The organism is Streptomyces sp. CB02959 (assembly GCF_002803155.1).
Taxonomy (GTDB): Bacteria; Actinomycetota; Actinomycetes; order Streptomycetales; family Streptomycetaceae; genus Streptomyces.
Window position 1 is genome coordinate 112,618 of record NZ_NNBP01000020.1, and the last position, 22,465, is coordinate 135,082.

The following is a 22,465-nucleotide window of genomic DNA, read 5'->3' on the forward strand; positions in this document are numbered from 1 at the left end:
AGCGTATCCGTAGATGAACGATGTGTGCGCGATGATCGAGTGGACGGTGGCGGGCGGTGCTCGGTCAGCCCGCCCGGAGCGCGACGGTCATGGCCTCGACGGCGAGCAGGGGGGCGACATTGCGCTCCAGGGCCTCCCGGCAGGCGATCACCGCCTCTATGCGGCGCAGGGTGCGCTCGGGGGTGGATGCGGTGGCGATGCGGCGGACGCTGTCGCCGACCTCGTCGTTGGCGAGCGGGACGGAGGCACCCATCTGGACGGCGAGGACGTCGCGGTAGAAGCCGGTGAGGTCGACCAGGGCGAGGTCGAGGCTGTCGCGCTGGGTGCGGGTCGAGCGGCGCTTCTGCCTGTCCTGGAGCTCCTTCATGGCGCCGGCGGTGCCCCGGGGCAGCCGTCCGCCGGTGCCGGCCGCGGCCCCCAGGGCGGCGCGCAGTTCCTCGGTCTCCTTGACGTCGACCTCCTCGGCGACCTGCTTGGCGTCCTCCCCGGCGGCGTCGATCAGCTCCTGGGCGGCCTTGAGGCAGCCGCCGATGTCGTCGACGCGGAGGGGGAGCTTCAGCACGGCCGCCCGGCGGGCCCGGGCCCGTTCGTCGGTGGCGAGCCGGCGGGCCCGGTCGATGTGGCCCTGGGTGGCGCGGGCGGCGCGGTCGGCGGCCTCCGGGTCGATGCCGTCGCGCCGGACGAGGATCTCGGCGACCGCGCTGATCGGCGGCGTACGCAGCGAGAGGTGGCGGCAGCGCGAGCGGATCGTGGGGAGGACGTCCTCGATGGAGGGCGCGCACAGCAGCCAGACCGTGCGGGGAGCGGGCTCCTCGACGGCCTTGAGGAGGACGTTGCCGGCGCCCTCGGTGAGGCGGTCGGCGTCCTCCAGGACGATCACCTGCCAGCGGCCGCCGGCCGGCGAGAGCGACGCCCGGCGGACCAGTTCACGGGTCTCCTTGACGCCGATGGAGAGCAGGTCCGTCCGGACGATCTCGACGTCGGCGTGGGTGCCGACCAGGGTGGTGTGGCAGCCGTCGCAGAACCCGCAGCCGGGGGCGCCGCCCCCGTGGGTGGAGGAGGCGAGCGCGGCGCGGTCCGGGCTGACGCACTGGAGGGCGGCCGCGAACGCCCGGGCGGCGGTGGCCCGGCCGGCCCCGGGCGGGCCGGTGAACAGCCAGGCGTGCGTCATCTGGGAGGCGCCGCTCCGCTCCGGTGCGGCCCCGGCCCCCGCTCCACGCGCCGCGCTCTCGGCGGCCACGATGGCGTCCGCATCGCATGCGGCCGCGGCGAGCTGCTCCGTCACCCGGTCCTGGCCGACCACGTCGTCCCATACCGCCATCGCTGCTGCCGTCCTGTCCGTTCCGCATGTGGTGCGCGGAGGGCGCTTCTGTGGTGCGCCCCTCGCGCGTGTGCTGCTCGTGTCGCCGCGCGGGCGGTGCCACGGCGGGGCCGGGCGGCACCGCCGCCACAGGCCCGTCGCCGCGCCGTACGCCCCTGGGCGCCCGCCCGGACGACCCGTGCGGTCCGGCCGCCGTGCCCCGGTCGCCCGGACACGTCCGTCACGACCCGCGCCCTACCCATTGTGGTGCAACCCACTGACAACCGGTCCCGCGCCCGAACGGCTCCCGCGCCCGGAACGGAATACGGCCGTGGCCGCAGCGTGCGTGCTGCGGCCACGGCCGTTCGTGCCGGAGGCTCCCGCCCCCGGTCGGGTCAGCTGCGCCGGCCCCGGCGGCGGCCGTTGTCGCCCGTGCCGCGGTCGGTGTCCCCGTCCGCGTGCGGGCCGAGGAGCTCGTCGGCGAGGGTCGGCAGATCGTCCAGCGGGGTCTCCTCGGCCCATTCGGGGCGGGGGCGGCTGCGCCCGGAGGACTCCGCGGGGCGGCCGGTCTCCGGGTCGACCTGCGGGAGTTCGCGGGTCCGCTCGACGCCTCCGCCGGCGTCCCCGGCGGTGCCGTTCTCCTGGGCGAACATCCACGGCGGCACGCGGTCCGCCGGGTCGCCCTCCCGGACGGGCGGCAGCACGGCGGTCTCCTCGGAGTCAGCGCCGCCTCCCTGGCGGGCGCCCCGGGCGTCGTCCCGTACGGGCAGGACCGCCGTCTCGTCCGCCGGACCGTGCGCGTCGCGCGGCTCGGGCCGCGGCAGTGCCGCCGTCCGCTCGCTGTCCCGGTCGGGACCGGAAGCGGAAGACCGGGATCCGGCGCCCGTCCCGGCGTCGCCCTCCTCGGCCATCCGCTTCCGCAGCTGCGTCACATCCGTCTCCGCGGTCGGCGCCTCGGCCGCCTCCGCCGCCTCCGCCCTGACCTTCGCCTTGGCCCGCGCCTCGGCCGCGGCCGCCGCCTCGGCCGCCGCGATCCGGGCCTGCTCGGCGCGCAGCAGCGCCTCCTCGGCCTTGCGCTGCTTCTCCAGGCGGCGCTCCTCGGCCTCCTGGCGCAGCCGCGCCTCCTCCTCGTGCTGCTTGCGCAGCCGCTCCTGCTCGGCGAGGCGGGCCTGCTCCTCCGCCTCGCGGCGGCGACGCTCCTCCTCCGCCGCCTGGCGGGCCTCCTCGGCGCGCTTACGGGCCTCCTCGGCCTGCCGCGCGGCCTCCCGGGCCTTGGCCTCCTCGGCCTCCCGCCGCTTGCGCTCCTCTTCCTCGGCGCGCAGCTTGGCGAGCTGCTCCTGGCGTTCCCGCTCCAGGCGCTCCTCCTCGGCCTTGCGCGCGGCCTCCTCCTCTGCCTTGCGGCGGGCCTCCTCCTCGGCCTTGCGGCGGGCCTCTTCCCGGGCCTCGATCTCGGCCTCGGACAGCGGGAGCACCTGGTCGAGCCGGTGCCGGAGAACGGTGGTGACGGCCTCCGGCTCCTGGGCGGCGTCGACGACCAGATAGCGCGCGGGGTCGGCGGCGGCCAGGGTGAGGAAGCCGGTCCGGACGCGTGCGTGGAACTCGGCGGGCTCGGACTCCATGCGGTCCGGCGCCTCGGTGAAGCGCTCGCGGGCCGCGTCCGGTGCGATGTCCAGCAGGACGGTCAGGTGCGGGACCAGGCCGCCCGTGGCCCAGCGGTTGATCCGGGCGATCTCTGTGGGTGCGAGGTTGCGGCCCGCGCCCTGGTAGGCCACCGACGAGTCGATGTAGCGGTCGGTGATCACCACCGCGCCGCGCTCCAGGGCGGGCCGGACGACGCTGTCGACGTGGTCGGCGCGGTCGGCCGCGAACATCAGCGCCTCGGCCCGGTCGGACAGCCCGGACGTGGACACGTCCAGGATGATCGACCGCAGCCGCTTGCCGATGGCGGTGGCGCCCGGCTCCCGGGTCACCACGACCTCGTGGCCCTTGCCGCGGATCCAGTCCGCCAGCGCCTCGACCTGGGTGGACTTGCCGGCCCCGTCGCCGCCCTCCAGGGCGATGAAGAAGCCGGTGGCCGCGGTGGCCTGCTCCGGGTCGCCGCCGCGCACCGCCTCCCGCAGGTCGTGCCGGAGCGGGACGCCCTGCCGGTCGTCGGTCTTGCCCAGCACCCAGGCGGCGACCGGCAGCAGCAGCGCGCCGACCAGCATCAGGGCGTACGCGGCACCGCCGTGCGCCAGGACGAAGGCGCCGCTGCCGACCTGGTGCGGGCCGATCAGCCCGGCCAGCAGGGGCGCGACGACGGCGGCCAGCCCGATCGAGAACCGGACGACGGCCTGCAGGTGCTCGGTGGTCCGGGCGGTGCGGGACTCCTCGGTCTCCTGGTCCAGCAGGACGTGTCCGGTGTTGGCGGCGATACCGGCGCTGAGCCCGGCCAGCAGCGCGAGCAGCAGCACCGTCGTGGTGTCCGGGACCAGCCCCATGGCCAGCAGCAGCAGACCGGTGGCGGCGATCGCCAGGGCGAGCAGCCGGCGCCGGGAGAACCCGGGCAGCACCTTGCGGGCGCCGCGGATGCCCAGGGCGGTACCGCCGGTCAGCGCGAGCACCAGCAGCGCGTAGGTGGCCGGTCCGGCGCCCAGGTCCACGGCGTGCAGGACCGAGAGCGCGGTGGCCGCGGCGATCGCGGCGGCCACCGCGGCGCAGGCCGGCACCAGCAGCGGGATGGCGCCGGTGCGGCCCTTGTCGGCGGCGCTGCCGTTCTTGGCCGTGGCCGAGGTGGTCTTCGGGCGGCGCAGGCCCTCCAGGGGGGAGCGCGGCCGCGGCGTCTGCCCACCGGGCAGCTCGATGAAGTAGAGGATCGAGATGGACGCGGCGAACAGTCCGGCCGCGACGTACGAGCCGAGCGCCGCCTGGTGGAGGTGGAACCACTCCACGCCGGTCCCCAGCAGCTTCCCGACCAGCGCGCAGACCATCAGCGCGGCGGCCGCGATCGGCAGCGCGACGAAGCCGGTCCGCAGCGACAGTCGCCGCAGCGCGTCCATGTTGTCGGGCAGCGGCCGGACGGCGGCGCCCTCCGGGGGCGGGGCGGGCAGCAGGGCCGGCGCCGCGCTCTCCCGGGCGACGGTCCAGAAACGCTCGGCGACGCCGGTGACGAAGACCGTCACCAGCAGCCAGGCCAGTGCGTTGGTGGGCGTCCAGTTGATCCACAGGGGGGCGACGACCAGCAGCGCGAGCCGCAGCCCGTCCGCGGCAATCATCGTCCAGCGCCGGTCCAGCGGCCCGTCGGCCGCCGTCAGCGCGGACAGCGGCCCCAGCAGGACGGCCCCGAAGAGCAGGGTGGCCAGCATCCGCACGCCGAAGACGGCGGTGACGGCGAGGGCGGCGCCCCGATAGCCACCGCCGAACACCGCCTGGCCCCCCAGTGGTACGTACAGCGCCGCCTGAAGGGCGAGGAGTACCAGGACAAGCAAGGACAGGGCATCGCCGATACCCCCGACGAACTGGGCGCTCCACAGCCGCTTCAGTGGGGGGAAGCGGAGCAGGGCGCGCACGGCGCGCTCGCGGGAATCGGCTGCGAGGGCGTCTGCGGTGGGGGTCACGACCGTTGGCTGCTCGGCACGCGTCATCCCGCCAGCCTATCGGGACGGGACACTCCACCGGGCGCCCGCCCGAACAAACGGGCGGATGTGCGGGGGCGCGAAAGGGCGGGCCCGCGGAAGGAATCCGCCGACCCGCCCTCGTTCCGCGCCGGACCGCGCCGCCGGAACCGCTTCGGTCCCCGGCCCGGTCCCGGCTCAGTCCTCGCTTCAGTCCTCGGCCGACGCGGCGGTCTTCTTGGCCGCCGTCTTGGCCGCGGTCTTCTTGGCGGTGGTCTTCTTCACCGCCGTCTTCTTGGCTGCGGTCTTGGCCGCGGTCTTCTTGGCCGTCGTCTTCTTCGCCGCCGCCTTCTTGGCCGGCGCCTTCTTGGCGGTCTTCTTCGCCGGGCCCTTGGCGCGCTTCTCCGCCAGCAGCTCGTAGCCGCGCTCGGGCGTGATCGTCTCGACGTCGTCGTCCCGCCGCAGCGTCGCGTTGGTCTCGCCGTCGGTGACGTACGCGCCGAACCGGCCGTCCTTGACCACCACCGGCTTGCCGCTGACCGGGTCGGTGCCCAGCTCCTTCAGCGGCGGCTTGGCGGCGGCCCGGCCGCGCTGCTTGGGCTGCGCGTAGATCGCCAGCGCCTCGTCGAGGGTNGTGAAGAGCTGCTCCTCGTTCTCCAGGGAGCGCGAGTCGGTGCCCTTCTTGAGGTACGGGCCGTAGCGGCCGTTCTGCGCGGTGATCTCCACGCCCTCGGCGTCGGCGCCGACGACGCGCGGCAGCGACATCAGCTTCAGCGCGTCCGCCAGGGTCACGGTGTCCAGGGACATCGACTTGAAGAGCGAGGCGGTGCGCGGCTTGACCGCGTTCTTGCCGGTCTTCGGGGTGCCCTCGGGCAGCACCTCGGTGACGTAGGGGCCGTAGCGGCCGTCCTTCGCCACGATCTGGTGCCCGCTGACCGGGTCCATGCCCAGCTCGTAGTCGCCGCTCGGCTTGGCCAGCAGCTCCTCGGCGTAACTCACGGTCAGCTCGTCGGGCGCCAGGTCTTCGGGGACGTCGGCCCGCTGGTGGCCCTCCTCGTCCTTCTCGCCGCGCTCGACGTACGGGCCGTAGCGGCCGACCCGCAGCGTGATGCCGCTACCCACCGGGAACGACGAGATCTCCCGGGCGTCGATCGCGCCCAGGTCCGTGACCAGTTCCTTCAGGCCGCCGAGGTGGTCGCCGTCGCCGTTCCCGGCGTCCGCCGCGCCGCCCTCGCCGGAGCCTGAGCCCTCGCCGAAGTAGAAGCGCCGCAGCCACGGCACGGCCTGCGCCTCACCGCGGGCGATGCGGTCGAGGTCGTCCTCCATCTTGGCGGTGAAGTCGTAGTCGACGAGCCGGCCGAAGTGCTTCTCCAGGAGGTTGACCACGGCGAAGGAGAGGAACGACGGGACGAGCGCGGTGCCCTTCTTGAAGACGTAGCCGCGGTCCAGGATCGTGCCGATGATCGACGCGTACGTCGACGGGCGGCCGATCTCCCGCTCCTCCAGCTCCTTGACCAGGGTGGCCTCGGTGTAGCGGGCGGGCGGCTTGGTGGCGTGGCCGTCGGCGGTGATCTCCTCGGCCGCCAGCGCGTCGCCCTCGGCGACCTGCGGCAGCCGCCGCTCGCGGTCGTCCAGCTCGGCGTTCGGGTCGTCGGCACCCTCGACGTAGGCCTTGAGGAAGCCGTGGAAGGTGATGGTCTTGCCGGACGCGCTGAACTCGGCGTTCCGGCCGTCCGCGGCCTGCCCGCCGATCTTGACGGTGACGGAGTTGCCGGTCGCGTCCTTCATCTGGGAGGCGACGGTCCGCTTCCAGATCAGCTCGTAGAGCCGGAACTGGTCACCGGTCAGCCCGGTCTCGGCGGGCGTGCGGAAGCGGTCCCCGGAGGGGCGGATCGCCTCGTGCGCCTCCTGCGCGTTCTTGACCTTGCCGGCGTACGTCCGCGGCTTGTCGGGCAGGTACCCGGCGCCGTACAGCTGCGTCACCTGCGCCCGGGCCGCGGTGACCGCGGTGTCCGAGAGCGTGGTGGAGTCCGTACGCATATAGGTGATGAAGCCGTTCTCGTACAGCTTCTGCGCAACCTGCATGGTGGCCTTGGCGCCGAAGCCGAGCTTGCGGCTGGCCTCCTGCTGGAGGGTGGTCGTCCGGAACGGCGCGTACGGCGAGCGGCGGTACGGCTTGGACTCGACCGAGCGCACCGAGAACGCGGTGTCCGCCAGGGCGGCGGACAGCGCCCGGGCGTTCGCCTCGTCCAGATGGAGCACATCGGCGTTCTTCAGCTGCCCGTTGGAGCCGAAGTCGCGGCCCTGCGCGACCCGGCGGCCGTCGACGGTGGTCAGCCGCGCGGTCAGGGACGACGGGTCGCTCTTGTCACCGGCCCGGCCGGTGGAGAAGGTGCCGGTCAGGTCCCAGTACTCGGCGGAGCGGAACGCGATCCGCTCGCGCTCCCGCTCGACCACGAGCCGGGTCGCCACCGACTGCACCCGGCCGGCGGACAGCCGGGGCATGACCTTCTTCCACAGCACCGGGGAGACCTCGTAGCCGTAGAGGCGGTCGAGGATCCGGCGGGTCTCCTGGGCGTCGACCAGCTTCTTGTTGAGGTCGCGGGGGTTGGCGACGGCCTCGCGGATGGCGTCCTTGGTGATCTCGTGGAAGACCATCCGGTGGACCGGGACCTTCGGCTTGAGGATCTCCTGGAGGTGCCACGCGATGGCCTCGCCCTCGCGGTCCTCATCGGTGGCGAGGAAGAGTTCGTCGGACTCGGCCAGCAGCGCCTTGAGCTTCTTGACCTGGTCCTTCTTATCCGTGTTGACCACGTAGATCGGCTGGAAGTCCGCGTCGACGTTCACGCCGAGCCGGGCCCAGGACTCGCCCTTGTACTTCGCCGGGACCTCGGCCGCGCCGTTGGGGAGGTCGCGGATGTGCCCGACGCTGGCCTCGACCACGTAGCCAGGGCCGAGGTAGCCCTTGATCGTCTTCGCCTTGGCAGGCGACTCGACGATGACGAGTCGACGGCCGCCGCCCTCTGCGGTCTCGCTGGTCGGGGACAACTTCGCTCTTCTCTCCGGTCGACGCTGGGGATGCTCCTGGGCCGGACGCCCGGGGCGCACTGCGGTGACGCTTGACGCTGCGGAGTGTGACGGTACCTCCCGCCCCCGTGTCAAACGGAAAAACCCCGCAACGCCACTCGAACGGTAACCCGACTACATGCCTTCGTGCCGCCCCGACCGCTCCGGCCGCCCCCTCACGGCCCTCCGGCGACCGCCCGTGGATCACCGGCCGTCCGGCGGCGCCCGCGGCCCGTCAGCGGCCGCCCACCGCCTCCGGCCTGCTGTCGATCCCGGAGCGTGACCGTCCGGTACCCGCCGCCGGAATCCGCAGCTGCAAACGACTGTCACAAGGCGGCTCCGGTTGCCGTCATCACCTTGCTACGGCGGGTGAACGGGCTGGCAGGATGGACGCGGCACGGCCCATGGGCGGGCCGGCAGCCGCCGTCATCACGACTCTCGGGGGGAACCACACCCATGGCGCAGCAGTACCCCGGACCGCCGCCGGAACAGCCGCCCGGCCAGCCCGGCCAGAATCCGTACGCGACCCCGCAGGGCGGCCGGCCCGCCGAGGCCGGCTACGGCTACCCGCAGGGCGGCCGCCCCGGCGAGCCCGGTTACGGCTACCCGCAGGCCGCCCCGCCGCCCGCGCCCGGTTTCCCGCCGCCGCCCGGCGGCTTCCCGGGCCAGCAGCCGCAGGCCGGCGGCATGGCGCTGTCGCTCGGCGACATCGCGGTCAGCGGCGACACGATCATGACGCCGGCCGGTCCGATGCCGCTGCGGGGCGCGGTCTGGACGGCCACCGACATGTCGCGCACGGAGGAGAAGATCCCCACGCACGCGGTCGTCCTCGCCATCGTCTTTTTCTTCTTCTGCCTTCTCGGGCTGCTCTTCCTCCTGATGAAGGAGCGCACCACGACCGGCTTCGTCCAGGTCACGGTGAACAGCCAGGGCCGGCACCACTCCACGATGATCCCCGTGCAGTCGCGCGAGCAGGTCATGTTCGTCCTGAACCAGGTCAACTACGCCAGGTCGCTGAGCGTGTGAGCCCCGAGGAGCCCCTGGAGCCCACCGGCCCGACCCCTCCCGGCGGCCCCGTGCCGCCGGGCGGACCCGCGTCGCCCACCGGGCCCGGGGGCCCGACCGCGGAGCCCGCCACCGACCCCGCGGCCGTCCGCCGGAACACCCTGCGCCGGGCCTCCCTCGCGCTCGGCACCGCCGCGCTGGGCGCCGTCTACCTCTGGCACACCGACCCGCACCAGCCCGGCCAGCTGCTGCTGCCCTGCCCCTTCCGCCTGATGACCGGACTGCTCTGCCCGTTCTGCGGCGCGACGCGGATGGCGTACGACCTGATGCACGGGGGCGTCCCGGCGGCCTTCCACGACAATGCCGCCCTGCTCGTCCTCGGCGTTCCCGCCCTCGGCTACGTCCTGGCGCGCTGGCTGGCCGCCGGGCTGCGCGGGCGGCGCTACCCGCTGAAGCTGACGGCCCGCGGCAATGCCGTGGTCCTCGGCACCGCCGCGGTGTGGATGGTCGCCCGCAACCTCATCGGCTGACGACCGGGCCCTGCCGCGTCAGCGGACGGTGACCTTCACGACCGGGGAGAGCGTCTTCCCCGACTCGATCCGCAGCTCGTTGACGCCCTTGATGCCGAGCTTGACGCGGACCGCGTAGCTCCCGCTGGTGTTGACCGGCGCCTGGGCCGGCAGCGAGACCCACTTCTTGCCCTGCTTCTGCTGCACCGTCACCTTGGTGCCCGCCTTGATGCCCTTGGCGGTGCCGGTGATCCGGAACTCCTGCCAGGCCTTGACCGTCGTCACGCTGGCCTTGGCGGTCAGCGCCGCCGTCGCGGGAGCGGTGGCCACGACCGGGGCGGGCGTGTGGACGACCTCCTGCGCGGCGAAGGCGACGGCCGAACCGCCGGCGAGCAGGGCGACGGTGGTCACGGCGACACCGGCGTAGCGAAGTGCACGGTTCATGTCGTATTCCTCACTGATGGGCCAATGAGCTGGCTGTTGACCTTCTTTGAGGAATACGGGCCCCGGCGTACGGAGGTTCCCCTTCCGCTGCCCGACCTGCCGAATTCTCCGAAACTGGCCGGAACTGAACGTCCGCCCCCGTAAGGGAAGTTGTCCCCTCAGAACGCACCCAGCAGCCGGCACCCCAACGCCAGGAACACCACCCCGGCCAGCAGCGCCGTCACCGTCCCGGCCACCCGGCCGTACCCCACCGCCACCGGCTGCCCGCTCCGTACGCAGACACCCGCCCACAGCAGCAACCCGCTGCCGAACAGCGCGAACGCCGCGCCCGCGAATGCCTCCGGCCCACTGTCCATACGGGCAGCCTGCCAGCCCCGTACGGCAGCGGGAAGAACGCCGTGTGAACGGCGCCCGCCGCCACCGGTGGGACGGGGCCCCGCCGCCGCTCCGCCCGGCTCAGTCGAGCGGCTCCAGGAAGCCCTGCTCGATCAGCATCCGGATCGAGGCCGGCGTACGGTCCCGGAGCAGCACCGGGTCCTCGCCGACGAGCTGGGCGATGGCGTCCAGGATCCGCCCGGCGGGCAGCGTCCCGTCGCAGACGCCCGCGAACCCGGCGCCGACCGTGTCCACCTTCGTGGCCCGCCGCATACCGCGGTTCTGACGGAGCACCACATGCTCCGGGTCCTCCGCGCCGGGCAGCCCGACCTGCTCCTGCACCACCTCGTCGGCCAGCCGGAAGCGCCCGGCCAGCAGCGCCGCGTCGTCGGTGGCCCGCAGGTAGTCCTGCCGGTCGAAGTGGCTCAGCACCGCCTCGCCCAGGGGCTGTTCGACCGGATGCGGCCATTCCTCGACCGTGACGGACGGGTCCGCGGCACCGGACTTGCGCAGCGTGATCCAGCCGAAGCCGACCGCCTTGGTCTTGCGCGCCTCGAACTCGTCGAGCCAGGCGTCGTACCGTGCCGCGTACTCCTCCGGGCCGGCGCGGTGGTCACCGCCGTCGCGCAGCCACAGCTCGGCGTACTGGGTGATGTCCTGCACCTCGCGCTGCACGATCCAGGCGTCGCAGCCGCGCGGCACCCACGCGCGCACCCGGTCCTGCCACTCCTCGCCGGCCACGTGCTGCCAGTTGGCCAGCAGTTGGCAGTACCCGCCGTCGTTGAGGTGCGCGGCGGCCTGCTGGACGAGGGTGCGGCACAGGTCGTCACCGCCCATGCCGCCGTCCCGGTACGTGAGCCGCGCGCCCGGCGAGATCACGAACGGCGGGTTGGAGACGATCAGGTCGTACGTCTCCTCGCCCACCGGCTCGAAGAGCGACCCCTGCCGCAGGTCCGCCGGGCCGGCCCCGGAGAGCGCCAGCGTCAGCGCGGCGATCCGCAGCGCGCGGGGGTTGAGGTCGGTGGCGGTCACCTCGGTGGCGTGCTGCGCCGCGTGCAGCGCCTGGATGCCGGAGCCCGTACCGAGGTCGAGCGCCCTGCCGACCGGGCGGCGCGCGGTGATCCCGGCGAGCGTGGTGGACGCGCCGCCGACACCGAGCACCAGCTCGGCGCGGTCCACCCCCGCGGCGCCCCGGATGCCGCCCGCGCCGCCGACCGCGCAGCCCAGGTCGGAGACGACCCACCAGTCCTGCCCGTCGGGGCCGCCGTACGGCCGCACGTCCACCGTGGCGCGCAGGACGTCGCCGTCCCGCACCAGCCAGCCGTCGGTGAGGCAGTCCGCCACCGGCAGCACCGCGGCCGCCTGCGCCTCCGGCACCGCACATTGCAGCAGGAACAGCCGCACCAGGGTTTCCAACGGCCCGTCACCCCGGGTCGCGCGCAGCGCGGGGACGGTCTCGCTGCGGGCCAGCGCGGCGTACGCGGGCGCGCCGAGCAGGTCCAGCAGACCGTCGGCGGTGAAGGCGGCGGCCAGCAGCGCCTCGCGCAGCCGGCTGGTGCGGGCGCTGCTCTCGGGGTCCTGGGCATCTGCGGTGGGGAGGTGCGTTGTCACCCCTCCATTGTCGGTCCTGCCACCGACAATCGGCGACGGCCCGGCGCCACGCCCGCTCTCGGGCGCGTCGCCGGGCCGTCCCCGCGACCGTGACGGCGCCGCGGGATCCCGCGGCGCGGCTGCCCCGCCGGGGGCTGCCCGGTGGGGCTAGGCGCTCTTGGACGGCGCCGCGGACGGCCCGCCGGAGGCGTTCTGGTTCTGGCAGCCCTTCTGCCGCGCCATCGCCTTGCCCACGTCGCCGGCCTCCAGCTTCTTGAAGGCCTGCTCGCTCTTGGCGTTGAGCTTGTTGATCCCGTCGGAGAGGCTGCGCAGCCCGTCCGCGAACTTCAACTTGTCCCCGGTGTCCAGGCCGTCCACCTGCTTCTTGAGGTCCCGGTAGCCCGCGGAGAGGGAGTTGAGTTCCTTGACGGCGTTCTGCTGGGCCTGCTCGCCGCCCTCGCTCGGCGGCGCCCCCGCCTTGTCGAGGGACTTGGCCAGCTGGCCGTACGCGTCGGAGATCTTCTGGAAGGCCGCCGAATCGGTCTGCTGGACCTTCTTGGAGTCCGTGTTGCCGCTGTCGGCCGTCTGCATGGCCGCGTTGGCGTCCTGGATCTGCTTGAACGGAGCCTGCGCTGGGTCGCAGAACGACTTCGCCCAGGTGTCGAGCTTCTCAGTGTTGTCGCTGCTGCAACCGGTCAGCGCGAGCAGGAGCGCGGCACCGCCGGACAGGGCAGCCACAAGCTTCTTGTTCACCGGATTGGTCCCTTCCATGGCTCTCGGCCCCGGAACATACACGTCCAAACGGCCTGGTCCATGGGTCGGGCATCCGCCCCGGCCCGCATTGCAGCCATTTGCACCAAGGACCGCGACCCCGGCCGGGCACGCCGCGGGCGGGTGTCCGGCGCGGGCAAAAAGCGCCGTACACCCGCCCGTTGAGCGGTCCGCGGGCCGGTCGGGCGGCCCCTCCCGTCAGGACGCCACGGCGGTCTCGGCCGACTTGGCGACGCTTTCGGGATCCTCGGAGTTGTTGTCTTCGTCACCCACGGCGATCCCCCGCCGCTTGGAGACGTAGACCGCGCCGACGATGACGGCGAGCGCCAGCAACGCGACCACGACGCGTACGCCGAGGCTCTTGTCGTGGCCGTACGAGAACTTCACCACGGCCGGTGCGATCAGCAGCGCGACCAGGTTCATCACCTTCAGCAGCGGGTTGATCGCCGGGCCGGCGGTGTCCTTGAACGGGTCGCCGACGGTGTCGCCGATGACCGTCGCGGCATGCGCCTCGCTGCCCTTGCCGCCGTGGTGGCCGTCCTCGACCAGCTTCTTGGCGTTGTCCCACGCGCCACCGGAGTTGGCGAGGAAGACCGCCATCAGCGTGCCGGTGCCGATCGCGCCGGCCAGGAACGAGCCGAGCGCCCCGACACCGAGCGAGAAGCCGACCGCGATGGGCGTCAGCACCGCCAGCAGCCCCGGCGTGGCCAGTTCGCGCAGCGCGTCCTTGGTGCAGATGTCGACCACCCGCCCGTACTCGGGCTTCTCGGTGTAGTCCATGATCCCCGGCCGTTCGCGGAACTGCCGGCGCACCTCGAACACCACCGCTCCGGCCGACCGCGACACCGCGTTGATCGCCAGCCCGGAGAACAGGAAGACGACCGAGGCCCCGAGGATCAGCCCCACCAGGTTGTTGGGCTGCGAGATGTCCAGACTCAGGCTCATTCCGCCGGCCGCCCGGCCGATGTCCCGTACGGCGTTGGCGATCGCGTCCCGGTACGAGCCGAACAGCGCGGAGGCCGCGAGCACCGCGGTCGCGATGGCGATCCCCTTGGTGATGGCCTTGGTGGTGTTGCCCACCGCGTCCAGGTCGGTCAGCACCTTCGCGCCGTCCCCGGTGACGTCGCCGGACATCTCGGCGATGCCCTGCGCGTTGTCGGAGACCGGACCGAAGGTGTCCATCGCCACGATCACCCCGACGGTGGTCAGGAGGCCGGTCCCGGCCAGCGCGACCGCGAACAGCGCCAGCGTGATCGAGGCACCGCCCAGCAGGAACGCCCCGTAGACCGCCAGCCCGATCAGTACCGCCGAGTAGACCGCCGACTCCAGGCCGACCGAGATGCCGGAGAGCACGACGGTGGCCGGGCCGGTCAGCGAGGTCTTGCCGATGTCCCGGACGGGCCGCCGGCTGGTCTCGGTGAAGTAGCCGGTCAGCTGCTGGATCAGGGCGGCCAGCACGATGCCGACGGCGACCGCGATCAGCGCCAGCATCCGCGGGTCGCCGCGGTGGCCCAGGATCTCCGGGTCGCTGACGCCGCTCAGGTCCTTGTAGCTGGACGGCAGGTAGGTGAAGACCGCGGCCGCCACCAGGACCAGCGAGATGCCCGCGGAGATGAAGAAACCGCGGTTGATGGCGGTCATCCCGCTGCGGTCCCGACGCCGCGGCGCCACGACGAAGATGCCGACCATCGCGGTCAGCACGCCGATCGCCGGCACCAGCAGCGGGAAGGCCAGCCCGGCGTCGCCGAAGGCCGCGGTGCCCAGGATGAGCGCGGCGACCAGCGTCACCGCGTACGACTCGAAGAGGTCGGCTGCCATACCGGCGCAGTCGCCCACGTTGTCGCCGACGTTGTCCGCGATGGTGGCGGCGTTGCGCGGGTCGTCCTCCGGGATGCCCTGCTCGACCTTGCCGACGAGGTCGGCGCCGACGTCCGCGGCCTTGGTGAAGATGCCGCCGCCGACCCTCATGAACATCGCGATCAGCGCGGCGCCGAGTCCGAAGCCCTCCAGCACCTTGGGCGCGTCCACCGCGTACACGAGCACCACGCAGGACGCCCCGAGCAGGCCGAGCCCCACGGTGAACATGCCGACGACGCCACCGGTACGGAAAGCGATCTTCATCGCTTTGTGCGCGACCGCCGTAAGATCCTTTTGCTGTGCCGCGCCTTCTTCCGGAGTGGCTTCCCGGGCCGCCGCCGCCACTCGCACATTGCTGCGCACCGCGAGCCACATGCCGATATAGCCGGTGGCCGCCGAGAATGCCGCGCCGATCAAGAAGAAGGCGCTGCGCCCGGCCCGCTGCGTCCAATTGTCCGCGGGCAGCAACATGAGCAGGAAGAACACGACGACGGCGAATACGCCGAGGGTCCGCAACTGCCGTGCCAGGTAGGCGTTTGCGCCTTCCTGCACCGCCGCCGCGATCTTCTTCATACTGTCGGTCCCCTCACCGGCCGCGAGCACCTGGCGGACCAGCACCGCCGCGACCGCCAGGGCGGCGAGCGCGACGACGGCGATCCCCAGCACGATCCCGCGGTTGCCCGCGGTGAGCGAGGGTGCGGCCACAAAAGTGGGGGTGTCCATCAACTGAGGGGTGTAAGGCCCCGCCATTCGTCCTCCTTGACGTTATGGCACATGGGCGCGCGGAAGCACGCTCAGGCGTCCTGAGCAAGATGTGGACGGATTGTAGGGAGCCACGGTTGATCAAAACAGGGCGCCTCAAAGGGAATTCGCCTGATCCCGGCGAAGATCAAAAGGCCGAGGGTTCAACAAATTCGCCCGGACGGAGGAAACCCAGGAATTCACTGACTCCCGACCGATGATCTCTCTTTACTATTGATCCGCCCGCTGATCCCGCTGCTCAAAGACCTTGCACGGCAGCCCGATCCGCCTGCGAACGCTGTGAAACCGGAGGGAATTGAGCCGACCACCGGCCCCCCGAAGCCGCCACGCGACCCCCTCCGGCCCCTCCCGCGGCCCCTGGCAACCCCGTGACGCCCCATCAGATCCCGACCGGATCACATCGCCCGCAACGGGGCGGAAGGCCCTGGACGAGCCACCCGGCCACGCGACACCAGTACCACCTGGGCATCGGGGGCGCACGGCGGTGGGCGCCACGGCCCCACCACGGATCACGCGCAGCCGGGCCCGGCAACAGCAACGCGGGAGCGGCGGGGCGGGCCTACGGGGCCACCGCACCGCAGGGCGCGGGCCCACAGGACGCCAAGACGCAGAAAGGCATCAGAAGCCCGACACACGGCCGCGGAGCCACTCAGGAACTCAGCAACCCAAGGACTCAAGAACTCAGAAACTCGGTACGCGCGAACGCAGCGCCCCGGATGGACACCGGACCTCGGGCTGAAACCGACGCCCCCGGGCCCGCCCGCAGGCCGAGCCGCATGCGCAACTACGGGTGTCCCACCCGCTACGGACGAGGACCGGCCGGCCGTCGTCCCACCCTCCGCTCGACGGTCCCTACGGCAGGACCGGAGCCGGGTGTGCGGGCCAGCTCATCCGGATCCGCCCGCCGTCCTCACCCGAGCTCACCTCGACGTCGTCGACGAGCCCGCTGATGACCGCGAGGCCCATCTCGTCCTCGCCCTCGGCGTCGTTCTCCCCGACGCCCTCGGCCTCGGCACCGCCCGCGGCGGCCCCACCGGAGCCGGGGACCTCGTCGCCCACCTCGATCGAGAACTTCTTCTCGTCCTCGACCAGCACCACCCGCACCGGCGCCGTGATGCCATGGCTCTCGTGCAGCCCCACGGCTCGGCTGCACGCCTCGCCCACGGCGAGCCGCACCTCGTCCAGCACGGCCTCGTCCACCCCCGCACGCCGTGCCACGGCAGCCGCGACCAGACGCGCGGTCCGGACGTGCTCGGGAAGGGCGCTGAAGCGAAGTTCGACGGTGGCCATGCCATCCCCCTCGTGATGCGGGCGTTGCAACGTAGGGGGCCGGACGGGTGCGTCCGGTACCCCCCACTCCTTCCACCCCCCGCGCCCGGGGCGCGGGGGACCGGCGAACCGTCAGTCAGTGGCTGCGACGGCTTCGTCGACCGAGGTGTGGATCGGGAACACCTTGGTCAGTCCGGTGATTCGGAAGATCTTGAGAATGCGCTCCTGGTTGCAGACCAGGCGCAGCGAGCCCTCATGGGCACGCACCCGCTTGAGCCCACCAACCAGCACGCCGAGCCCTGTGGAGTCCAGGAAGTCGACACGTTCCATGTCCACCACGAGGTGGTAGCTTCCGTCGTTCACAAGCTCGACCAGCTGCTCGCGCAGCTTGGGCGCGGTGTATACATCAATCTCGCCACCGACCTCGACGACCGTACGGTCGCCAACGGTCCGGGTCGACAGGGACAGGTCCACGGATCCTCCAGCACCTTGCTATCGAGCGGTCGCCCCCCTGGGGCCTCCCCACCGAGGTAGGGGCGGATCGGCAGCCGCCATGGCATTCAATCACTTACCAGCAGGCGTGCACGACGCCTTGTGAGCATTGTCCGTCACACCGGTGACACACTCGGTGCCGATGGCCTCCAATCGACTCCCGCCGGATCCTGGCGCGCGCACTTCCCCAGGCATGATTCTCGACCGTCTGGCCCGGGGCGCGACCCGCGCTGCGCGCATCACTCATACGGAGCACTTGCCCCCGCGCATCGGCACCCATGCCGACTGGCCGGCACGGATCCGGCCGGAAGTGGTCGATGCCATCCGTTCGGCCGGAATCGAGCGCCCCTGGGCCCACCAGGCACGGACATCCGAACACGCGCTGCGCGGCGAATCGGTCGTGGTCGCCACCGGCACCGCCTCCGGCAAGTCACTGGCCTACCTGGCGCCGGTGCTCTCCACCCTCCTGGACGGCTCCGAGGCGCCCAACGGTCGGGGGGCCACGGCCCTGTACCTGGCGCCCACCAAGGCCCTGGCGGCCGACCAGCGGCGCGCCGTGCGCGAACTGGCCGCCCCGCTCGGCACGGCCGTCCGGCCCGCCGTCTACGACGGTGACACCCCGGTCGAGGAACGCGAGTGGGTCCGCCAGTACGCCAACTACGTGCTGACCAACCCGGACATGCTGCACCGCGGCATCCTCCCGGCCCACCCCCGGTGGTCCTCCTTCCTGCGCGCACTGCGCTACGTCGTCATCGACGAATGCCACACCTACCGCGGCGTCTTCGGCTCCCACGTCGCGCAGGTGATCCGCCGGCTGCGCCGGATCTGCGCCCGCTACGGCGCCGAGCCGGTCTTCCTGCTGGCCTCCGCCACCGCCGCGGAGCCGGCCCAGGCCGCGTCCCGGCTCACCGGGCTGCCCGTGGCCGAGATCACCCAGGACACCTCCCCGCGCGGCGAGTTGGTCTTCGCGCTGTGGGAGCCGCCGCTGACCGAGCTCCACGGCGAGCAGGGCGCGCCGGTCCGCCGCACCGCGACCGCCGAGACCGCCGATCTGCTCACCGACCTCGCCGTCCAGGGCGTGCGGACGGTCGCCTTCGTCCGCTCCCGGCGCGGTGCCGAACTGATCGCCCTGATCGCGCAGGAGCGGCTCGCGGAGGTGGACCGCTCGCTGCCCGCGCGGATCGCCGCGTACCGGGGCGGCTATCTGCCCGAGGAGCGCCGGGCCCTCGAACGCGCCCTGCACAGCGGCGAGCTTCTCGGGCTGGCCGCCACCACCGCCCTGGAACTGGGCGTGGACGTCTCCGGCCTCGACGCCGTGGTCATCGCGGGCTATCCCGGCACCCGCGCCTCCCTGTGGCAGCAGGCCGGCCGGGCGGGCCGCGCCGGGCAGGGCGCGCTGGCCGTCCTGGTGGCCCGCGACGACCCGCTGGACACCTATCTCGTCCACCACCCCGAGGCGCTGTTCGACCAGCCCGTCGAGTCGACCGTGCTCGACCCGGACAACCCGTACGTGCTCGCCCCGCACCTCTGCGCGGCCGCCTCCGAACTGCCGCTCACCGAGGCCGACTTCCCGCTCTTCGGCCCGGAGACCGCCGGGCTGCTGCCCCAGCTGGAGGCCGCGAACCTGCTCCGGCGGCGGACCGCCGCCTGGTACTGGACGCGCCGCGAGCGGGCCGCCGACCTCACCGACATCCGCGGCCAGGGCGGCTCGCCCGTTCAGGTCGTCGAGGCCGGCACCGGGCGGCTGCTGGGCACCGTCGACGCCGCGGCGGCGCACACCACCGTCCACGACGGGGCGGTCCACCTCCATCAGGGCCGCAGCTACCTCGTCCGGCACCTGGACCTGGCGGATGACGTCGCCCTCGTGGAGGAGGCCGATCCGCCGTATTCGACGACCGCCCGCGACACCACCGCGATCTCCATCCTGGAGACCGACACCGAGGTCCCCTGGGGCGACGCCCGGCTGTGCTTCGGCTCCGTGGAGGTCACCAATCAGGTCGTCTCCTTCCTGCGCCGCAAACTGATCACCGGGGAGGTCCTGGGCGAGACCAAGCTCGACCTGCCGCCCCGTACGCTGCGCACCCGCGCAGTGTGGTGGACGGTCACCGAGGACCAGCTCGACGCCGCCCGGGTCAATCCCGAGCAGCTGGGCGGCGCCCTGCACGCCGCCGAGCACGCCTCCATCGGGATGCTGCCGCTCTTCGCCACCTGCGACCGCTGGGACATCGGCGGCGTCTCCGTCCCCCTGCACCCGGACACCCTGCTGCCGGCGGTCTTCGTCTACGACGGCCACCCCGGCGGCGCGGGCTTCGCCGAACGCGCCTTCCACACGGCCGCGGAATGGCTCGCCGCCACCCGCAGCGCCATCGCCGCCTGCGAGTGCGAGGCCGGCTGCCCGTCCTGCATCCAGTCCCCCAAGTGCGGCAACGGCAACGACCCGCTCCACAAACGGGGCGCCATCCGACTCCTGGGGGAACTGCTCCGCGGGGCGCCGGAAAACCAGGGCCGCATACCGGACACGGTCTAGGGCCGGTGGCCGAACTCCCGGCGCCTGCCCGCGGGCCGGTCCGGGTGCCTTCCCGCCGCCGGCCCGGGGCGGGAGTGCGCCCGCCATCCCTTGAGGGTGTGCCCTCGGGGGCGTGCTCCTGATGTGCCGGGCGCCGGCGCCCGTACGGGGTGGTCCGCCACCACCGCGCGGTGCGGCGAGCGTGCGTGCGGGGGAGGGACGACACGCAGGCGGGGGCTTGCCGACCGCGCCTCGCGGTCGTGCCGGGCCGGGGGCTCCGGGCAGCGCCCGACGAGCGCGCGGCGGTCCGGCCCGGACCGCCGGCGCGGGCCCGGCAACCACGCCCGATACGGGCTCGGCGCCCACGGCCCGGCCCGTCCCCCGCACCGCTCCGGCGCCCGCGACCGCCCCCGTTCCCCCTGCCGGACCGCGCACCCCTGCCGGGCCGCCGTCCACCACCGCCCCGGTGTCCGGCGCGCCCGCGGTGGGCCCCGCCCGGGACCGTACCCGCGAGGTGAACGGACCGCCGCCGGCCTCGACCGTGACGTCGGCGATCAGCTCGGCCACCGCACAGCGCACCACGCGGGTGTGCTGCCCGGCGGCCACCCGGCGCGCCGTGGCACAGGCCGCCGCCGGGCCCCGGAGGGCCTCGTCCGCGGCCGCCAGCGCCGCCAGGTCCGCCGCCGCACCCGCCCGGTGCCGGGCGGCGACCGCCTGCCCGACGGCCATCAGCCCGGCGAAGACCGCGCACAGGGCCGCCGCCGCGAAGATCGTCCACACCGTGGCGGAACCCGCGTCACCGCACCGTTTCCTCCGCAAGGGCCACCGCCTCTCCCCTGACCCGCAGCGGCAGCCGGCCCGCCCCTGGCAACGCGGCCTCGACCCGTACGCGCACCAGGTCGCCCTCGCGCGAGAGCTCGATTCGCGCGCCCCTGGGAGCCGCCCCGCGGGCGGCGACGAGGACCTGTGCCGGCGGCTCCTGCCGGGCGGCCGCGCGGGCGGCGGCCCGTGCGGCGTCCACACAGGCGATCCGGGCGCAGGCGGCCAGCAGCCCCCAGACCAGCGCCGCGGCGACCGCCACCAGCACCGGCAGCACCACCGCCGCCTCCGCCGTCACGAACCCGGCGTCCCACGGCGCGCGTCCGCCGGGCGGGCCCGCACCGGCCGGCGCGGCGCGGGCCCGTCCGCGGCCCTCAGAACGGCACATCGAGCGCCCTTTGGAGCACGGACCGCAGCGCCGCGGCCACCGGCCCACTCGTCACGAGCTTGTAGAGCACCGCCGCGAACGCACACGCCGCCAACGTCCCCACCGCGTACTCCGCGGTTATCACTGCTTAGTCGTCGTGTCTCAAACAGGCTGGTTCACCATCGAGAGTCCATCGAAGTCTCTTGCACTTATCGGCGTCTCATAACTACGTTCGGTACATGCACTTGATCTTCTACAGCCCCAGCGAGTGGGACACATGGGGCTTGAGCCGACGCCCCTTGATCCCCGAGGGCATGCCCGTACTCATCGACGAGGACCTAGTCCTGGAGGAGAGCGGCAGGCCGCGACCGGCGGCGGTGGCCAACGTGTGGTTCCGGGAGCTACCGGTCAGCGGCGCCCCGGCACGGAGGACCTGGAAGACGTACGCCCAGGCCGTCCGGGCCTGGCTGGAGTTCCTCGCCGACCGGGGCGTTGATCCGTTTGGGGAACGAAACGAGGTGCGGGCCGCGCTGAGCGCATTCTCGGAGTACCGGTTCGCCGGCCCCTTGAAGGCCAGATGGGAGGCGGGCACCTGGAACCTGAACATCAACGCGGTGGCTCGGTTTTACGATTGGGCCGTTGACCAGGGCCATTGCGCCGCTCAGCCCTTCACATACACGATCGTGCGGCGGTACACCGATGCCGGGGCTCAGAAGGCTCGCCGCAACACGGCGTCGGTCCGGGTGGCGAAGCCACATGCGCGGGTGAAGTACCTGGAATCGGATTTCCGCCAGATGTTCGTGCGGGCATTGGCGGGGCTGCGTCCCGACGGTGAGCCGGACGGCTTCCGGGGGCGTCATCTGGGCCGCAACGCGGCGATGGCGACGCTGGTGTTCTCCAGCGGGAAGCGTGCGCAGGAATTCACTCATCTGCTGTCGTACGAGTTGCCTTCTCTTCCGGCACGGCGGAGCGATGTCCCCATCCGGTTTCCACTGGCCGCGCAGATCACCAAGGGCAAGAAGGCCCGGGAGACGTGGACCGATTACGACGCGCTGCTAGAGATGCACCAGTACATGGACCTGGACCGGGCCACTGTCCTGATGGGCCGCACGTACGCACCGAATGCACGGCTGGGTGCCCCTTTGCCGGTCACGAACCCGGACTGGGAGGGCGGCACGGTCGGCGGCCGGCGCATGTCGTGGCGGAAGCTGACGCTGAACGAGCGACTGCGGATGGTGACGCCGGAGGGCAATCCGGCGATCATCGCGGTTCAGTCAGACGGGTCCCCGTTCGTCGACTGGGCAACGACATTCCGGCGCACGTCAGAGCGGATCCGGCGGGACTTCGAGCCGCGATTCCCCACCGTGACGCCTCACATGCTGCGGCATTCCTTCGCAATGGCGACGCTGGAGAAGCTGGTCAAGGGCCACTACGCACGGGCTGCGGCGCTAGTGACTGACGCCGATGAAGACGCCGCGTTGGCTCTGTATCTGACGAAGCAAGATCCGTTGATGGTGCTGCGGGACCTGCTGGGACACAGCAGCGTGACCACGACGGAGATGTACCTCGCTCGCCTGGACGTGCAGCGGATCTACCGCGATGTCTACCGCGAGGCAGGTCAGCACAGCGGCGCTGCCATGGCCGAAGCCGCGGCTGAGTTCGGCGACGAAGATGAGGGGGACGAGCCGTGGTAACCCGGGTCGAGCTGGATCCGCTGCGGGTGGAGTGCACCTTTCCGAA

General features: G+C 72.8%; 16 protein-coding genes and 1 pseudogene. 4 read left to right on the forward strand and 13 right to left on the reverse strand.

All coding sequences use genetic code 11. The features are described from left to right. Positions 1-64: 64 nt before the first annotated feature. The 3 genes from CG747_RS29125 to topA all read right to left on the reverse strand — a co-directional run bounded on the left by CG747_RS29125 (position 65) and on the right by topA (position 7,941). Positions 65-1,321, reverse strand: a complete 1,257-nt coding sequence (locus CG747_RS29125) for a DNA polymerase III subunit delta' (RefSeq protein WP_100604824.1) — start codon at positions 1,319-1,321, stop codon at positions 65-67. A 374-nt stretch (positions 1,322-1,695) separates the two neighbouring features. Then, complete coding sequence (gene tmk / locus CG747_RS29130; protein WP_100604825.1) at positions 1,696-4,923, reverse strand: dTMP kinase; 3,228 nt, start codon at positions 4,921-4,923, stop codon at positions 1,696-1,698. A 180-nt stretch (positions 4,924-5,103) separates the two neighbouring features. Further along, on the reverse strand, positions 5,104-7,941 hold the full coding sequence (gene topA, locus CG747_RS29135; RefSeq protein ID WP_100604826.1) for a type I DNA topoisomerase: 2,838 nt from the start codon (positions 7,939-7,941) through the stop codon (positions 5,104-5,106). A gap of 474 nt (positions 7,942-8,415) precedes the next feature. Between topA and CG747_RS29140 the strand changes: the two genes are divergently transcribed. Then, entirely contained in the window at positions 8,416-8,985 is a 570-nt protein-coding gene (locus CG747_RS29140; protein WP_100604926.1) for a hypothetical protein, read from the forward strand. Next, a complete protein-coding gene (locus CG747_RS29145; protein ID WP_100604827.1) occupies positions 8,982-9,494 on the forward strand; it encodes a DUF2752 domain-containing protein in 513 nt (170 codons plus the stop codon). Before CG747_RS29140 ends, CG747_RS29145 begins: the two co-directional genes overlap by 4 nt. Positions 9,495-9,512: 18 nt before the next feature. Here the strand turns inward: CG747_RS29145 and CG747_RS29150 are convergent, their stop codons facing one another. From CG747_RS29150 to bldG, 7 genes are all read right to left on the reverse strand, one after another. Then, positions 9,513-9,917, reverse strand: a complete 405-nt coding sequence (locus CG747_RS29150) for a hypothetical protein (RefSeq protein ID WP_100604828.1) — start codon at positions 9,915-9,917, stop codon at positions 9,513-9,515. A gap of 158 nt (positions 9,918-10,075) precedes the next feature. Beyond that, positions 10,076-10,273 (reverse strand): hypothetical protein, encoded by a 198-nt coding sequence (locus CG747_RS29155; protein WP_100604829.1) that lies wholly within the window; start codon positions 10,271-10,273, stop codon positions 10,076-10,078. Positions 10,274-10,373: 100 nt separating this feature from the next. Beyond that, complete coding sequence (locus tag CG747_RS29160) at positions 10,374-11,903, reverse strand: class I SAM-dependent methyltransferase (protein ID WP_100604830.1); 1,530 nt, start codon at positions 11,901-11,903, stop codon at positions 10,374-10,376. A gap of 147 nt (positions 11,904-12,050) precedes the next feature. Next, positions 12,051-12,635, reverse strand: a complete 585-nt coding sequence (locus CG747_RS29165) for a small secreted protein (RefSeq protein WP_100604831.1) — start codon at positions 12,633-12,635, stop codon at positions 12,051-12,053. A 216-nt stretch (positions 12,636-12,851) separates the two neighbouring features. Beyond that, the gene (locus CG747_RS29170; protein ID WP_100604832.1) at positions 12,852-15,260 is read right to left on the reverse strand and encodes a sodium-translocating pyrophosphatase; all 2,409 of its coding nucleotides are present in this window, start codon (positions 15,258-15,260) and stop codon (positions 12,852-12,854) included. Between the two features lie 864 nt (positions 15,261-16,124). Further along, on the reverse strand, positions 16,125-16,562 hold the full coding sequence (locus CG747_RS29175; protein WP_100604833.1) for an ATP-binding protein: 438 nt from the start codon (positions 16,560-16,562) through the stop codon (positions 16,125-16,127). Positions 16,563-16,673: 111 nt separating this feature from the next. Beyond that, complete coding sequence (bldG, locus tag CG747_RS29180) at positions 16,674-17,015, reverse strand: anti-sigma factor antagonist BldG (RefSeq protein ID WP_004571875.1); 342 nt, start codon at positions 17,013-17,015, stop codon at positions 16,674-16,676. A 160-nt stretch (positions 17,016-17,175) separates the two neighbouring features. On the opposite strand from bldG, the gene CG747_RS29185 reads away from it, so the two are divergent. Further along, complete coding sequence (locus CG747_RS29185; protein ID WP_180985738.1) at positions 17,176-19,560, forward strand: DEAD/DEAH box helicase; 2,385 nt, start codon at positions 17,176-17,178, stop codon at positions 19,558-19,560. Positions 19,561-20,085: 525 nt separating this feature from the next. Here CG747_RS29185 and CG747_RS29190 read toward each other — a convergent pair. The 3 genes and pseudogenes from CG747_RS29190 to CG747_RS29200 all read right to left on the reverse strand — a co-directional run. Next, a pseudogene (locus CG747_RS29190) lies at positions 20,086-20,319 on the reverse strand (Rv3654c family TadE-like protein); the annotation flags it as partial. A 16-nt stretch (positions 20,320-20,335) separates the two neighbouring features. Continuing rightward, entirely contained in the window at positions 20,336-20,746 is a 411-nt protein-coding gene (locus CG747_RS29195) for a TadE family type IV pilus minor pilin (protein ID WP_257980820.1), read from the reverse strand. Next, a complete protein-coding gene (locus CG747_RS29200; RefSeq protein WP_100604835.1) occupies positions 20,733-20,870 on the reverse strand; it encodes a DUF4244 domain-containing protein in 138 nt (45 codons plus the stop codon). The genes CG747_RS29195 and CG747_RS29200 overlap by 14 nt, the downstream gene beginning before the upstream one ends. Positions 20,871-20,964: 94 nt before the next feature. Here CG747_RS29200 and CG747_RS29205 point away from each other — a divergent pair, with 94 nt between their 5' ends. Continuing rightward, positions 20,965-22,419, forward strand: a complete 1,455-nt coding sequence (locus CG747_RS29205) for a site-specific integrase (protein WP_100604928.1) — start codon at positions 20,965-20,967, stop codon at positions 22,417-22,419. The last annotated feature ends 46 nt before the right edge of the window (positions 22,420-22,465 follow it).